General features: G+C 48.3%; 17 protein-coding genes and 5 tRNA genes. 11 read left to right on the forward strand and 11 right to left on the reverse strand.

Annotation, left to right across the window (positions count from 1 at the left end):
- Positions 1-37: 37 nt before the first annotated feature.
- A complete protein-coding gene (gene cmpA, locus BLV50_RS13215) occupies positions 38-181 on the reverse strand; it encodes a cortex morphogenetic protein CmpA (RefSeq protein ID WP_090808144.1) in 144 nt (47 codons plus the stop codon).
- A 233-nt stretch (positions 182-414) separates the two neighbouring features.
- Complete coding sequence (locus BLV50_RS13220; protein ID WP_024630711.1) at positions 415-771, reverse strand: hypothetical protein; 357 nt, start codon at positions 769-771, stop codon at positions 415-417.
- A 120-nt stretch (positions 772-891) separates the two neighbouring features.
- On the opposite strand from BLV50_RS13220, the gene BLV50_RS13225 reads away from it, so the two are divergent.
- The 3 genes from BLV50_RS13225 (at position 892) to BLV50_RS13235 (ending at position 1,694) form a co-directional block, all read left to right on the forward strand.
- Positions 892-1,353, forward strand: coding sequence for a SprT family protein (locus BLV50_RS13225; RefSeq protein WP_063564440.1), 462 nt, complete (start codon positions 892-894; stop codon positions 1,351-1,353).
- 171 nt (positions 1,354-1,524) lie between these two features.
- Positions 1,525-1,600: transfer RNA gene (locus BLV50_RS13230), tRNA-Asn, on the forward strand.
- 5 nt (positions 1,601-1,605) lie between these two features.
- Positions 1,606-1,694: transfer RNA gene (locus tag BLV50_RS13235), tRNA-Ser, on the forward strand.
- A 114-nt stretch (positions 1,695-1,808) separates the two neighbouring features.
- Here BLV50_RS13235 and BLV50_RS13240 read toward each other — a convergent pair.
- Positions 1,809-2,507, reverse strand: coding sequence for an ArsR/SmtB family transcription factor (locus tag BLV50_RS13240; protein WP_072734299.1), 699 nt, complete (start codon positions 2,505-2,507; stop codon positions 1,809-1,811).
- A 100-nt stretch (positions 2,508-2,607) separates the two neighbouring features.
- On the opposite strand from BLV50_RS13240, the gene BLV50_RS13245 reads away from it, so the two are divergent.
- Entirely contained in the window at positions 2,608-3,276 is a 669-nt protein-coding gene (locus BLV50_RS13245; protein WP_090808146.1) for a flavin reductase family protein, read from the forward strand.
- A 208-nt stretch (positions 3,277-3,484) separates the two neighbouring features.
- On the forward strand, positions 3,485-4,156 hold the full coding sequence (locus BLV50_RS13250) for an MgtC/SapB family protein (protein ID WP_079695276.1): 672 nt from the start codon (positions 3,485-3,487) through the stop codon (positions 4,154-4,156).
- A gap of 57 nt (positions 4,157-4,213) precedes the next feature.
- Here BLV50_RS13250 and BLV50_RS13255 read toward each other — a convergent pair whose 3' ends face one another.
- Together BLV50_RS13255 and BLV50_RS13260 are read right to left on the reverse strand one after the other, a co-directional pair.
- Positions 4,214-5,110 carry a Cof-type HAD-IIB family hydrolase gene (locus tag BLV50_RS13255; RefSeq protein WP_090808150.1) on the reverse strand — a complete coding sequence of 299 codons (897 nt, stop codon included), beginning with the start codon at positions 5,108-5,110 and terminating at the stop codon, positions 4,214-4,216.
- A gap of 3 nt (positions 5,111-5,113) precedes the next feature.
- The gene (locus BLV50_RS13260; RefSeq protein WP_063564436.1) at positions 5,114-5,890 is read right to left on the reverse strand and encodes a DeoR/GlpR family DNA-binding transcription regulator; all 777 of its coding nucleotides are present in this window, start codon (positions 5,888-5,890) and stop codon (positions 5,114-5,116) included.
- A 307-nt stretch (positions 5,891-6,197) separates the two neighbouring features.
- Between BLV50_RS13260 and BLV50_RS13265 the strand changes: the two genes are divergently transcribed.
- From BLV50_RS13265 to BLV50_RS13280, 4 genes are all read left to right on the forward strand, one after another.
- Positions 6,198-6,269 (forward strand) — tRNA-Glu (locus BLV50_RS13265).
- Between the two features lie 113 nt (positions 6,270-6,382).
- Positions 6,383-6,458: transfer RNA gene (locus tag BLV50_RS13270), tRNA-Lys, on the forward strand.
- Positions 6,459-6,475: 17 nt separating this feature from the next.
- A tRNA-Leu gene (locus BLV50_RS13275) sits at positions 6,476-6,558 on the forward strand.
- Between the two features lie 172 nt (positions 6,559-6,730).
- The gene (locus BLV50_RS13280) at positions 6,731-7,147 is read left to right on the forward strand and encodes a helix-turn-helix domain-containing protein (RefSeq protein ID WP_063564435.1); all 417 of its coding nucleotides are present in this window, start codon (positions 6,731-6,733) and stop codon (positions 7,145-7,147) included.
- Positions 7,148-7,315: 168 nt separating this feature from the next.
- On the opposite strand, the gene BLV50_RS13285 is transcribed toward BLV50_RS13280, so the two are convergent.
- The 6 genes from BLV50_RS13285 to BLV50_RS13310 are packed head-to-tail and all read right to left on the reverse strand — an operon-like array spanning position 7,316 to position 12,133.
- A complete protein-coding gene (locus tag BLV50_RS13285) occupies positions 7,316-8,221 on the reverse strand; it encodes an urease accessory protein UreD (protein ID WP_177031181.1) in 906 nt (301 codons plus the stop codon).
- Positions 8,193-8,915, reverse strand: a complete 723-nt coding sequence (ureG, locus tag BLV50_RS13290; RefSeq protein ID WP_053781689.1) for an urease accessory protein UreG — start codon at positions 8,913-8,915, stop codon at positions 8,193-8,195. The genes BLV50_RS13285 and ureG overlap by 29 nt, the downstream gene beginning before the upstream one ends.
- Positions 8,916-8,948: 33 nt before the next feature.
- Entirely contained in the window at positions 8,949-9,647 is a 699-nt protein-coding gene (locus BLV50_RS13295; protein WP_090808154.1) for an urease accessory protein UreF, read from the reverse strand.
- A gap of 15 nt (positions 9,648-9,662) precedes the next feature.
- Positions 9,663-11,381, reverse strand: a complete 1,719-nt coding sequence (ureC, locus tag BLV50_RS13300) for an urease subunit alpha (protein ID WP_090808156.1) — start codon at positions 11,379-11,381, stop codon at positions 9,663-9,665.
- Positions 11,378-11,767 carry an urease subunit beta gene (locus BLV50_RS13305; protein WP_063564431.1) on the reverse strand — a complete coding sequence of 130 codons (390 nt, stop codon included), beginning with the start codon at positions 11,765-11,767 and terminating at the stop codon, positions 11,378-11,380. The genes ureC and BLV50_RS13305 overlap by 4 nt, the downstream gene beginning before the upstream one ends.
- 18 nt (positions 11,768-11,785) lie before the next feature.
- Entirely contained in the window at positions 11,786-12,133 is a 348-nt protein-coding gene (locus BLV50_RS13310) for an urease subunit gamma (protein WP_371129247.1), read from the reverse strand.
- Between the two features lie 214 nt (positions 12,134-12,347).
- Here BLV50_RS13310 and urtA point away from each other — a divergent pair, with 214 nt between their 5' ends.
- Entirely contained in the window at positions 12,348-13,598 is a 1,251-nt protein-coding gene (gene urtA, locus BLV50_RS13315) for an urea ABC transporter substrate-binding protein (protein WP_064640007.1), read from the forward strand.
- Positions 13,599-13,747: 149 nt separating this feature from the next.
- Positions 13,748-14,653 carry an urea ABC transporter permease subunit UrtB gene (gene urtB, locus BLV50_RS13320; RefSeq protein WP_090808159.1) on the forward strand — a complete coding sequence of 302 codons (906 nt, stop codon included), beginning with the start codon at positions 13,748-13,750 and terminating at the stop codon, positions 14,651-14,653.
- Positions 14,654-14,655: the final 2 nt, after the last annotated feature.

Here is a 14,655-nt window from a genome sequence, read left to right on the forward strand (position 1 = left end):
AGAGCTTGAAGTGGACGGAGAGAGTGGCGTCAGATTTTTAGAGTTCGCTGTCCGCGCTGCGCGGGGTGCCACTTGTCGGTTTATTTCGGTAAAAGAACCAGCATTCGTTCAGCAGCTTGATCTGTCTGCTGTCTTTTTTGTGAAATGCACGCATCAGTTGATTGCAAAGCCATTGAGGCAAGGGTATCTCCTCCTCTTGCATAATTCATCTGTACGTTAGCATATGTGGCAATAGCCTGGACTGTGCGAATTAACCCTTGATGAACTCGGAAAATTCAATATCTATACGGATATGTACTGAAGAGCGAGGCGTATGAATGTAGGGTTGAAAGAAAATGAAAAAAAGCGCAGCCCCTGTTTTTAGGAGATGCGCTTTTAGTTCCATCCTGCATTAATAATAAGTCCATAGGTGGATTAGAGTGATTCCATCTCTTCTTCATACCATTGCTCTAATTGAGCCTGAAGCGCCCGGATCTCAGTGAGCAGGGAAATCAAAGGATATTCACTCTCTCTTAGTGCTGCAAAGCTTTGTTCAAGCGCATTGATATAATCAAGGCCTCCGATGATGGAGAGTTGCTCGTCCAGAAGATCAAGATTGTCACATTCGGCGATTGCCCAAGGCAGAACAGGTACATCTGCTGCGGTAAGTTTGTCAATTTCTTTGTGCAGGCGCAGGTTGAGCGCACTGAGTTGATAAGCGTAATCGGCAGGCATTTCCACAAACTGCAATTGCTGTTCCTGCTGCAGGATGACGTAGCGCATTGTAGGCATAACGAGTAATAATCTCCCCTCATACATTCTACTTGACAGTGTAGCCTACGAAACGGTTAAAATTCAAGTATTATGGCGGAAAAACAAATGGCCCAAGAGGTGTGAAAGGAGGACAAACCGATGGAAAATGAGGAATTGCAGCAATGGATTGAGCAGGTGTCACTCGATCATTTCGGGGTTCCGTTCACTCACGAGGCGCTGTTTAACCGTCGTCTGACGACTACAGGTGGGCGTTATATGCTCAAGAGTCACCGAATAGAGATTAATCCTCATCAGCTCGAAGCCTATGGGCGGGAAGAGGTTGAAAAAATCATCAAGCATGAGCTTTGTCATTACCATCTGCACATTCGTGGACGCGGCTACCAACACCGGGACCCTGAATTCAAAGCCTTGTTGCAGAAGGTGGGCGGTTCGCGGTTCTGTCAATCCCTTCCTGATGGAAAGGGCAGAAAGCCATTACCGTATCGCTATAAGCTGGTGTGCAAGAGCTGTGGCACGGAATATTTGCGTAAACGCAAAGTTGATCCGAAGCGGTACCGCTGTGGTCGATGTGCCGGCAAGTTGGGGATTCATACCATCTGAGGTGAACGTTTTTTGGAAACAACACTTCTTACCACAAGACCACAAGACTATATGCAATATGCTCCCTGATGAGCATTTATGGGAGTATCTGAAGCTTATAAAGAAAGTCACCGAAGGCATGTTGACTTGGAATATTAATCATGATAAATTTAGGTTATTCAAGATTATTATTCCCTGATAGCTCAGTTGGTAGAGCACTCGACTGTTAATCGAGTTGTCACAGGTTCGAGCCCTGTTCGGGGAGCCATTCTTGGAGAGATACCCAAGTGGCTATAAGGGGACCCTCTGCTAAGGGGTTAGACTGCGTAAGCGGTGCGAGGGTTCGAATCCCTCTCTCTCCGTTCTGAACAAAACATAATCCCCCTCCTCAGTAACCTTTAACGGATACTCAGGAGGGGGATTTTTGATGTATCGTCATTTTGCCAATGTACAAGAAAGAATGCCCGATTGCGTCCCTATAATGAAATGCCCAATACCTCGTACAAACCCTTCTTGCCAGCTTCCGTGACTTCCACCGAACGGCTGCCTTCCTTCTGGCGGGTCCAGTCCAGCTCAGACAAGCGGCGTCCCAGTTCGTCTCCCAGTACTCCGGAGATATGGTGACGACGCTCACTCCAATCCAGACACTTGCGAGCCACAGCGCGGCGTGATCCGGCTTTCCCTTCAAGCATAATGCCAAAAGAAGTGAACCATTGAATCCCTTTCTCTGTAATGTGGTAATCCTTGGCCTGCTCATCCTCAGGTTCTTCGAGATAACCTTCCCGTAATAAAGCTTCACACAACGATATCCCCAATTTTCCGGCAAGATGCCCATAACAGGTTCGAGCAAAGCTTAGATGTTGAAGCTGGTTGGACTGTTTGAGGGATCTCACTTGTACTGGTGCGGCGATACTTCCCATCGTCTCAATCAGAAAAGCAACCTCTTTGCCTGCGAGACGATAGTATCGATGTCGTCCTTGCTGTTCAACGACGAGCAGCCCGCCTTCTACCAGCTTCGCGAGATGACTGCTTGCTGTTTGAGGAGTAACACCCGCCATGTATGCAAGTTCGCCGGCAGGAAGCGCACGACCATCCAACAAAGCTTCCAAAAAAATAGCACGACTGGGATCAGCAATTAACGATGCAATCACAGAAATATTCGGATAGGTATTCATACTTCGATGATACCTTAACTATTGGTGTATTACAATTAATCATGCATGAATTAGAACCCAAGAGATGGAAGGGATGGATTGAAGAATGGAGGAAGAAACAATGTATACCAATGATAGATCGCAAGAAGAGTTTGGATCAGAGCATCAAGTGGGCTGGACCAGCGAATTGATACAGCACGAGGTGATAAATCCAAGTATTTTGTACTATGGCACACCGGTATTGCTGCTGAGCACGTTAAATGAAGATGGAACGACAAACTTGTCGCCCCTTTCTTCATCATGGGCACTTGGAGACTGCTTGGTACTTGGAGTCGGTATTCAGGGCAAAGCCTTTGAGAACCTGAGTCGTCATCCCGAATGTGTGATTAATCTGCCGGAAGCATCCATGTGGGAGCAGGTTGAGGGACTGGGGCGTTATACCGGAATATATCCCGTTCCTGAGGAGAAAAGGAGGATGGGATTTGAGTTTTGCGATGATAAATTTGCCGTCTCTGGACTGACACCCCAAAGTTCAGTTCAGGTTGAGCCGGATAAAATAGAGGAATGTCCGCTCCAGATTGAAGCCGCGGTACAACACATTCGTATTCCCGAACATACACCTTTCATGGCGATTGTGGAAGTGAAAGCGTTGAAGGTACACGCACATACCCGACTGATTGCAGGTTTGAACAAGATTAACCCAGAGAAGTGGAACCCTTTAATTTATAATTTCCGACACTATTATGGACTTGGAGAAAGGTATGGGGAGAGTTTTCGGGCAGAGAAGTGATGTGTGGATTGAAATAGCATAGACAATCAATAAGTAATCCAGAATATATGAAGTGGGGCCAGTTGTGGTGCTACTTCTTTCTGTCTATATGAGACTTCATTATGATTTCATCGGGGGAATCATTGAATTTGGCTATTTTATTAGGCAGGGATTGGGTAAATAGTAAAGAAAGATACATGTAAGCATATACATAAGAGAGGTGATGAACATGGAAATGGAATACTTAATGCGTGTACTCATAGCTGGCATATGCGGCGTGTTGATCGGATATGAGCGCAAGAACCGAATGAAGGAAGCGGGGATACGTACACACTTTGTTGTTGCGGTGGGTGCAGCATTGATGATGATTGTATCTAAGTATGGCTTTCAGGATCAGGCAGGCTGGGCGAATCTCTCGCTTGACCCATCCAGGATTGCCGCACAGGTGGTCAGTGGGGTTGGCTTCATTGGAGCAGGGATGATCTTCACACAGCGTCACACGGTCCGGGGATTGACGACAGCGGCGGGAATCTGGGCGACTGCAGGAATGGGACTGGCTGTGGGTTCGGGATTGTATTGGACTGGGGCTGGGGTTACGCTGCTTATTGTAGTGGCACAGATGCTGCTGCATCGGCCGACACGCTGGTTGGTGTCCGCGAGAACAGAGACGCTGACCATTCGACTTCTAAAGGAAGGGGACACCCTCAAAACCGTTTTGGCTTTGCTTGGACAGGAGAAAATCTCGGTGGTTGGGTTCAAAACAGAACAGCAAATAAGCACAGACTCCGGGGAGGAGACTGTACTTGAATTCACTCTTCAACTGCCTGGATCATATCGGGCCGAGCAATTAATTGTTTTATTACAGGATGTGCCTCACGTTCGATCCGTTGATATGAGGTGAGCCCAGGCTATCGCTGGTTCGTTATGTCGCGCAATGCCGAGCTATCACGACAATCGATTACTGACCGCCTTCAACGACGGTCTCCGGCCGGGAAACGGGCTTGCCTTCAAGAACACACTGAATGGCATGTGCGACACCATGCTCCACATTGGTCAAAGAGATAGCCTTGGCAAGCGCCTTAATCTCCGGTTCAGCATTGCCCATGGCAATACCGAGTCCTGCCATTTTCAGCATGGATACATCGTTGAAGTTATCACCAATGGCTGCTGTATCTTCCATGGAAATGTTCAGATGAGCTGCCAGTTTGCTTAAGGCGTTACCTTTGGATACATCAGGATGCTGCATTTCAAAGTTGTGTTCAGAGGACACCACCATGGCTACATCGGAGCGAGAAGCAAAGTATTCGCGTCCCTGCTGCAATTGAGCCGGATCCATTGAAAAGGCCATAATATTGTAAATGTAAGCTTCGGAAGGGATTTCCTGATGGGAGTTTACGCGGTCATAGTCTTTCTTGTCATAGTGCTTCTTAACAGCTCGAATAAGGCGTTCAATATCCTCCCCAGGACTCGAACCCAGGATGCGATCCATCTCAGCGAGCATCGCCTCGTGGCTGCTTATAGGAGCGTAAATACCCTGTTGTGTGGAGGCCTCGTAGTAGCAATGATGATCTTCCAGCCACTGCATGACGGATGCGGCCGTTTCACGCTCAAGTGGAAGATGGAATAGGCGTTCACCGTTGGCATCGTGGATGGTAGCTCCGTTGGAGCCGATGACTGGTGTGTTAATTCCGCCTTCGCTGCTTATAGTTAATACGTCGGAATAGACCCGACCTGTAGCAATCGTAATCTTCAATCCTTCTTGTTGCGCCTTATGGATTGCAGCTGCGTTTTCCGGGCTGATCTGACTATCTCTGTTCAATAGGGTTCCATCTAAATCGGTAGCAAATAATTTCATATGTTACAACTCCTTTTCAATTGTAGGTTCAGGAATGAGAATCTCGACTTGTTGCTCGGCTAGAAAAGTCCGCCAATCTTGGGAAGGCCATTGATCTGTAATTAACATATCAACAAGTGACCAGTCCGCAAAACGATAACCATAACGCTTATCAAACTTGGAATGGTCAGCGAGTACAATAACCTGTTTTGCAGCCTGCATCATTTTGTGCTTGATCTTTCCTTCTTCTTCAGAGGCACTGAAGCCATCCATCGTAATTCCGCCAATGCCGATAAAGGCTTTGTCTACATAATAATGGGAAAGAGTTTCAATCACTGAAGTACCATAGACATAACGTTGCTCCTTATCGACTTTGCCGCCCAGCAAACGAATCTCGACAGCGGTATGATTGGAGAGAAGATCAGCTGAATAAATGGAATTGGTGATGACAGTACAGGACTTGCCATTTAGATTTTCGGCACAAGTCTGCACTGTAGTGGAAGAATCCAGAATAATGTGTTCGCCTTGGCGGACGATAGCAGCGGCTAGCTTGCCAATAGCTCTTTTTTCATTGGAAATGTGGAGCAAACGATCTTTATAGGATCGGTGCTCGTCTGGTGGAACGGGGAGAATTGCACCGCCGCGCGTTCGGATAATGGCATCCTGTTCTTCGAGTTTGATCAGATCCCTTCGTGCTGTGTCCCGGGAAACGTCAAAGAGGGATACAATATCATCAGCTGAGATGCGATTGTGTTTACGCAAATGTTCAATAATCAGCTGCATTCGTTCTTCCTGAAACAAACGTGCCGCCTCCTTATACGTAGCTGACCGTGTAAATAACTGATAGGTTAATTATAAGTACTAATAATGATATTTGCAATATTATAAGTGAATGTAAGTGTATTTAAGTTTTTTGATATTAATTTAACAAAATGCGAAGATTACGATGATAAATTTGTGAAAGACATTTCAGGCGTGAGCAACGCTCTTGACCTCATGGAGAAGGGGAAAAGGAGTGCATAAAAAAAGTTTGAAAAAAAGTGTTGCACATTTAAGTTGGCCTATGATATACTCATTCTTGTCGCCAAGAAAGACAACTTGTTTACAAGGCCCGTTGGTCAAGGGGTTAAGACACCTCCCTTTCACGGAGGTAACAGGGGTTCGAATCCCCTACGGGTCATTATCTTCACCACCTCAGGGATGTACAATCCTGATGAGGAATCCTCAAAAAGTCATAGCTCCTATACAAAAGAGTTACGCATGGCACACACACATTCGGTGAAGTTACAGCAAGAGCCATTAGCTCAGTTGGTAGAGCACCTGACTTTTAATCAGGGTGTCGAAGGTTCGAGCCCTTCATGGCTCACCATTTTTACAATTGAATATGCGGTCGTGGTGGAATGGCAGACACGCTATCTTGAGGGGGTAGTGGGTGTATACCCGTGGAGGTTCGAGTCCTCTCGACCGCATCACAGTAACAAACGTTATAAGATAGACTCTCATGATTATTCATGGGAGTCTATCTTTGTGTTATGAGAAATACCAGAACGTATTCCTGGGATTAAAAGGCTGAGGATTCAGGAAGGTTGTGGTATAATTTAGGTACATGTATTGATTATTACGGTTGGAAGGCGGTTCTGTATGCAGTCGATCTATGAGCGAATTGAACACCTGATTGCCGAACGAGGAATGACCAAGAAGGCTTTCTGCCAACAGCTGAAGATCAGCACGGGCAATCTGGGTGACTGGAAACGCGGTAAATCTATTCCGAGTACGAATAAACTAATTGAGATTGCTTCGTTTTTTGATGTGAGCCTTGATTGGCTCATGATTGGGCGTCCATCCAAGGAGGCGATGGTACGGGAAAAACGGGAGGATTATTTTTTTGACGTGTTGCGGCAATTGAATTGCCAAGAAAGCGAATTATCGACTGTGGAACAGTCTTTTATCAGTGAATATATTGAATTTACCCGTTATCGTAAATCCAAGGAAAGCAGAGATTCAGGCGACTTTCGTTACAAGGGAGAAGATAAGCCCAAAGGAGACGATCTGTTGTAGTACAAGTTAGTGGAAGCTACGACTTGACTGGATTATCTGCGTATATAAAAAAACCTCTGAACACATCCGAAACCCGTCGGAGAGTGGTCCAGAGGTTTTTTTCTTTGAAACTCGTTGCAACATGAACATGCGATTCCGAAAGTTGTTAGTCTGATAGACGTGTAGCCTTCACTTGCGGAATGTGATGCTAGGTTTACCCAAAAGATCGGAGCGAAGGGTGTTCCAGATCTGAAGGCATTGCTCCTGAAGTTCCCAAGCAGCCATTCCGAGCAAACGAACACCAATCCCTCCTGTAGCGAGCAAACTAGCCCCGGCAAGCATGCGACCATCTGGGGGAAGAATGGACCGTACGGACTCCAACTGTGCTGCGCCCAATCCGGGGGCAATCATCCATAAAGCTGCAGTATGGGTGTAGTTTAACAACGCTGCGGATGATTTTGGATCGTCCGGCTCTGGTTCGAGCCCGAAGCGATCCCATACGGCCAATTGCTTCCCTTGCCAGATTTCTGTCAGACTGCGATATCGCTTGAACTGAAAGACTTCTCCCCGATGAATCCGTCCAGCGGACCAGATATCAGCATACGCAAGTATTGCTTGTTCACCCAGCTCAAAGGTCGTGGTGAGTGATGATGAGCTGCCTTTAAACGGGATAACGCATTCAGGGAAGTACTCCAGCACCGCTCCTTGCTCCAGTCGAAAGTGATGGTTCACAGATGACGGAACAGTAGGTGTTGGATGAAGCCTCGTGGCTGATGTACTGCTTAGCATTAAGTGAGTGTTCTGGCCCAATTGCCATTCGGATCGATAATGATCACCGTTCAGCACGCCTGGAGAGACGTCTGAGGTGTATACACATAATTCATCTCCGCCACCCGGAGGTCGAAAGGATCGACTGAACCGCAGAGGGGCGCTATAATACCGATCGGTCATGACGGTGCGCCCGCCTTGGAGGGCGAAAGTGGCCCGAAGCTCGCTGCGGCGTATCACGGCCTCTCCGGTACTGCGGTTCGGTCCATGTTCAACTCCATGTGAAGAGGAAGAAGGATTAGTGGCTGTGAGTCGTTCCGTGCTCATGAGTGTGGGTATGCAGATGCGCAGCGGAAGCATCGTCATCCATATATTGATGTTCAAGCCAATGGACGATTTCGGATACCCCTTCACCACTCATCAGGTTCGACATCACATAAGGCCGTCCTTCGCGTACCCGTTCAGTATCATCCTTCATCACTTGCAGACTTGCGCCAACATAAGGGGCGAGGTCGGTCTTATTAATCAGTAGCAGGTCAGAACGTGTAATACCTGGACCGCCTTTGCGAGGCAGTTTTTCCCCTTGAGCCACATCAATAATGTAAATGAATACGTCCGCCAGTTCAGGGCTGAATGCAGCAGAGAGATTGTCGCCGCCGCTTTCGATAAAGATCAGTTGCAAGTCCGGGAAGCGTTCAATCAACTCATCAACGGCTTCAAAATTCATTGAAGCATCCTCGCGAATAGCTGTATGTGGGCATCCTCCTGTTTCTACACCGATAATACGTTCCGGCGCGAGCGCATTCTGACGCAGCAAAATCTCGGCATCTTCCTTTGTGTAAATATCATTGGTAATAACGGCCAGGCTGTAGCGTGTACGCAGTGCCTTGGACAGCTTCTCTACTAGGGCCGTTTTTCCTGAACCTACCGGCCCACCGATTCCGATTCGCATCGGGCGACTCCGATCAAATACCTTACGTTCCCATTCCGCATGATGCGTATGATTAGCTCCTCCACACATAACAAATTCCTCCTTGGTTTTGAATTATTGTAGTTAGGACATAAACAGACGGGCTGGCAGGCTCTCGTGCCGCATAGCATAGATTTCCTGGGCAATACCGAAGCTGTGCATGTCTTCCGGGTCGTTATCCCGAATTTGAGACCATTCAGAATCAATATCATTCAAAAGTTTTTGGATAAGCATCTGTGCTTCGGTTTGCCCGATGGGCAGAAGACGCAGAGCGCTATTTACATAAGCATTAACTGAGGTGTACAGATGTCCGGTGACGGCTTCGTCCAGTCCAATTTCCAGCTGATAATTGATGTAGCCGTGAATGGTTGTAATGCCGCAAAATGCACCGTGTTCCTGTACGGCTTCATCGATTAGAGAAAAGTCCATCCACGGATATAGTGATCTCGCGAGTTTGAGTAATCGCTTACCCATCTTGTGCCCACTTTCCCGTAGTTCCCTGGGGGTTCGCTGGGCGTGTACACGTTTGTCGTAAAGGGCTAGAAGGGCGGCATCCTGTTGCTCAATGGCTTGGTAGACACCCTTGATGGCAAGACCATCGAGCCGTACGAGGCTGGAATGAAGCTGGCCGCGAATGAATTGTTCAATCTGGGCGGTGGTCCGTATTCTACCGTCATGAGTGTATGCCTCCAGACCGAACGAGTGGGAGAACCCGCCAATGGGCAAGGCCGAATCCAGCAGTTGAACATAACGGAGTAATTTCGTGCCGCTGTGCATCATCATGCGTGTCCCCCTTTGTCAAAACATGAAATAGCGTTGTGCCATCGGTAATTCGTCTGCGGGCTCACAGGTGAGAAGCTCGCCATCAGCCCGTACCTCATAGGTTTCGGGATCGACTTCAATGATGGGTGTCACGTCGTTGTGAATCATATCCTTTTTGCTCACTGATCGGCAGCCTTTGACGGGTTCCACACGCTTGTTCAAGCCTAGCATCTCCTTGATTCCTGCATCTGCTGCGGCTTGGGAGACAAAAGTGATCGACCCTTTGGCAAGTGCACCGCCGTAAGCACCGAACATCCTTCTGCCGAATACGGGCTGCGGCGTAGGGATCGATGCGTTGGGGTCACCCATCTGGGCGAAAGTGATCATACCGCCCTTGATAACCATCTCGGGCTTTATCCCGAAATAGGCCGGGTTCCAGACGATCAGGTCTGCCAACTTGCCAACCTCCACGGAACCGACGAGATGGCCTATGCCGTGAGCGATAGCTGGATTGATCGTATATTTGGCGACATACCTTTTGATCCGATCATTATCGGACGGGGAGCCTGAGGTCAGTTCAAGTTTGCCTCGCTGCTTTTTCATCTTGTCGGCAGTTTGCCAGGTGCGAATAATGACTTCGCCAACCCGGCCCATCGCTTGCGAATCGGAACTGATGATGCTGAATACACCAAGATCATGCAAAATGTCTTCGGCCGCGATCGTTTCGGGACGAATACGTGAATCAGCAAAAGCAACGTCTTCAGGGATAGACGGGTCCAGATGGTGACAAACCATCAGCATATCAAGATGTTCTTCTACGGTATTGCGTGTGTAAGGACGTGTTGGGTTGGTCGAAGAGGGGATGACGTAAGACTCTCCGGCAGCGCGAATAATATCCGGCGCGTGTCCGCCGCCAGCACCTTCTGTATGGTAGGTGTGGATTGTGCGTCCGTTAATGGCCGCCAGTGTATTTTCGAGAAATCCGGTCTCGTTCAGCGTATCGGTATGAATGGCTACTTGAACATCATGTTCTCCGGCTGCGGTCAGACAGGCATCGATAGCGCTTGGCGTTGTGCCCCAATCTTCATGCAGCTTCAGTCCAATGACACCGGCTTCAATCTGTTCAATTAATGGAGCGGTGCTGGAACTATTGCCTTTACCTAGATAACCGATATTCATGGGAAATGCCTCTGCGGACTCCAGCATCCGGTGAATGTGCCAGGCTCCGGGTGTACAGGTGGTGGCTTTGGTGCCAGTTGCAGGTCCTGTACCGCCGCCGATCATGGTTGTTACTCCTGAAGATAATGCCGTTTGAATCTGTTGTGGACAAATAAAATGAATATGGGTATCAATGCCTCCAGCGGTCACAATCATGCCTTCTCCGGCAATGATTTCGGTCGATGCGCCAATAACCAGCGCGGGATCGACTCCATCCATCGTATCCGGGTTGCCGGATTTGCCGATTGCGCAGATGAGGCCATCGCGAATACCGATGTCCGCTTTGACAATCCCCCAATGATCGATGATGACGGCGTTGGTAATGACGGTATCAGGTGTGCCATCACTGCGAAGGGCAGATGTGGACTGACCCATCCCGTCACGAATAACCTTACCGCCACCGAATTTGCTTTCATCCCCATAGACAGCGTAATCATGCTCAATCTCCGCCCATAGTTCCGTATCCGCCAATCTGACGGCATCCCCGGTTGTAGGCCCGAACATGGACGCGTATTGTTCGCGGCTCATTCGTTTCATAAAGGGTCCCCTCCGTCCTGCATAGGGGGTGCAAATGTCTTCAGAAATGTTTCTAGTTTCTGTGGATCAGGTGGCTGATCTGCCGATCCTTCGGTTAATCCGTTAAATCCATAAATCTGACGTTTGCCACCGAATGTGGTGAGTTCGACCGGTTTTTCTTCACCAGGTTCAAAACGAACAGCGGTGCCTGCCGGAATATGCAGACGGTGCCCAAAAGCGGAAAGGCGATCAAAGTCCAGCGCAGCATTGACTTCATAGAAGTGAACGTGAGAACCGACCTGAACGGGACGGTCGCCGCGGTTCAGTACAATCAGACGCACGGTTAAGCGATCGGGATGACAGACGATCTCATCATCCTGTTTTAAGCGATATTCACCTGGGATCATGGAGTTCTCCTGCCTTTCTCAGCGTATAGGTTCGTGGACAGTGACCAGTTTTGTTCCGTCAGGAAAAGTGGCTTCCACCTGTACCTCAGGAATCATATCGGATACACCTTCCATGCAGTCTTCGCGTGTCAGGATCGTGCCGCCGTATCTCATCAACTCTGCAACACTCATCCCATCGCGTGCACGTTCCATGAGTTCGGAGGTCAACAATGCGATAGCTTCAGGAACATTCAGTTTAAGTCCACGTCCTCTGCGTTCGCGGGCGAGGTTAGCAGCCACGGTAATCAGGAGTTTTTCTTTTTCCTGCTCAGTCCAGTGCAAGGTAATCCGACCTTTCCCTTGATAGTCTATGTCGTCATGGATCATGTTATATGTTAAATATACTCACACAGGGTGGACCCTTTGTCAATATGGTTCCAATTATATTAGCAGCATGCATGAAATGAGTATGCATAAAATAAAATTGTGTAAGCATTATTGACACGGTGAGTGTGACCCTCCATAATTTGGATCAACGAACATTTCGGACATATATGACCTTAATGTTCGTCAATAGACTAAAAAAAGGGAGTGTAGGCTATTGAAGAAGAGGACGGTCAAGTTATGGAGTGTTTTGCTCGGTGCAGTCATTGCGTTGACAGGATGTGTGGAGGGTGGAACGCCGCCGGAGGCATCGGGCTCTGGTGGGGCGGGAGAATCAACTTCGTCCGGAGAACCGATTAAGGTAGGTGTTCTTCACTCCCTAAGTGGAACGATGGCAATCAGTGAAGTGTCGGTTAAGGATGCGGAGATGCTTGCCATTGAAGAGATCAATGCAGCGGGCGGAGTTCTGGGTAAACAGATCGAGCCAGTGGTTGAGGACGGAGCTTCCGATTGGCCTACATTTGCTGAGAAAGCAGGAAAGTTGCTGCAGCAGGATAAAGTAGCCGCTGTATTCGGCGGATGGACCTCTGCGAGTAGGAAAGCGATGCTGCCAGTGTTTGAGCAGAACAAGGGTCTCTTGTTTTACCCGGTGCAATATGAAGGATTGGAATCATCCCCCAACATTTTTTATACAGGAGCCACGACAAATCAACAGATCGTACCGTCCGTAACCTGGTTACTGGAGAATAGGGGAAAGAAGTTTTATCTGCTTGGTTCCGATTATGTTTTCCCAAAAACGGCCAATCAGGTCATCAAAGCTCAGCTTGCAGCTGAGGGTGGCGAAGTCGTAGGCGAAGAATATACACCGCTGGGACATACGGATTACAGTACGATTATCAGCAAAATCAAGGCTGCCAAGCCGGATATTGTATACAACACGCTGAATGGAGACAGCAATGTCGCCTTTTTCAAACAATTAAAGGATGCCGGGATCTCTTCGGAACAGTTGACAACTCTGTCAGTGAGTGTGGCGGAGGAAGAAATTCGGGGGATTGGTGCGGATGTGCTGAAAGGGCATTTGGCTTCGTGGAACTATTATCAAACGACAGATACACCTGAAAATAAAACATTTGTAGAGAAATATAAAGAAAAATATGGAGCTGACCGGGTGACGGCCGATCCGATTGAAGCGGGATATGTGGCCGTTTATCTGTGGAAAGCAGCCGTGGAAAAAGCAGGATCAACTGATGTTGAAAAAGTGAAGGAGGCAGCCAAAGGTCTGGAATTCGATGCGCCGGAAGGAAAAGTGACGGTGGATGGAGAGAACCAGCATATCTACAAAACGGTGCGGATTGGTGAAGTGCAGGAAGATGGACAGTTCAAGGAATTGTGGAACTCCGGAGCACCCGTCAAACCTGATCCGTATCTGAAAACGTACGATTGGGGCGCTTCCCTTAGTACCAAATAGCATGGGCATCTCACGTCAGAACTGCTGAATAACAGACGAGGGTGAGACAACACACCCTCTTACAACATCACGGTAAAGCGTTGATGCGAAACGCAAATTGATGTCTTGTATAAAATTTCAGATGTTCACAGCATGAGGAGGGAAAGGCGATGGATATGTTTGTCCTGCAAATGTTCAATGGGTTAAGCATCAGCTCCATCTTGCTGCTAATTGCATTGGGACTCGCGGTTACATTTGGATTGATGAATGTCATTAACATGGCTCATGGTGAATTGATCATGATCGGCGCTTACGCTACATATGTGACGCAAAACCTGTTCATTTCGTATGCTCCGCAAGCGTGGTTCGATGTCTACTTTATTGTGGCTCTGCCTATCGCCTTTGGTGTGGCGGCTTTTATAGGCTGGTTGCTGGAAGTGGTGCTGATCAGGCATCTGTATGGGAGGCCGCTCGACAGTCTGCTTGCTACATGGGGCGTAGGTATGATGCTGCAACAATTGGCCCGAACGATATTTGGGGCGCCAAATGTAGGGGTATCCAGTCCGGCTTGGCTCAACGGAGGTCTGACCATCGCGGATGGTATTGTGTTTCCGTATAAACGTCTTTTCATTATCGCGCTGGTTTCTGTTGTACTGCTGTGCATGTATCTGTACATCTATCGGACTTCTTCCGGGAGACGGATGAGGGCCGTGATGCAAAATCGAAGCATGGCGGGCTGTCTCGGGATTTCCACCAGACGGGTGGATGGCATGACCTTTGCGATTGGTTCGGGCATTGCCGGCATCGCTGGATGTGCATTGACACTCATTGGACCGATTGGCCCTTCGCTGGGGACGTATTATATCGTAGATGCGTTCATGGTGGTTGTACTGGGCGGTGTGGGGAAACTGGTGGGAACCGTGTGTGGTGCGCTTGGAATTGGCATGTTCAATACGTTATTTGAAACGTATACCTCAGCCTCTATCGGTAAGGTGCTGGTATTTGTCTGTATAGTAGCTTTTCTGCAATGGAAGCCGCGTGGGCTCGTTGCCATACGGACTCGGAGTCTGGATTAATG

It is taken from the genome of Paenibacillus sp. 276b, assembly GCF_900107875.1.
Classification (GTDB): Bacteria; Bacillota; Bacilli; order Paenibacillales; family Paenibacillaceae; genus Paenibacillus; species Paenibacillus marchantiae.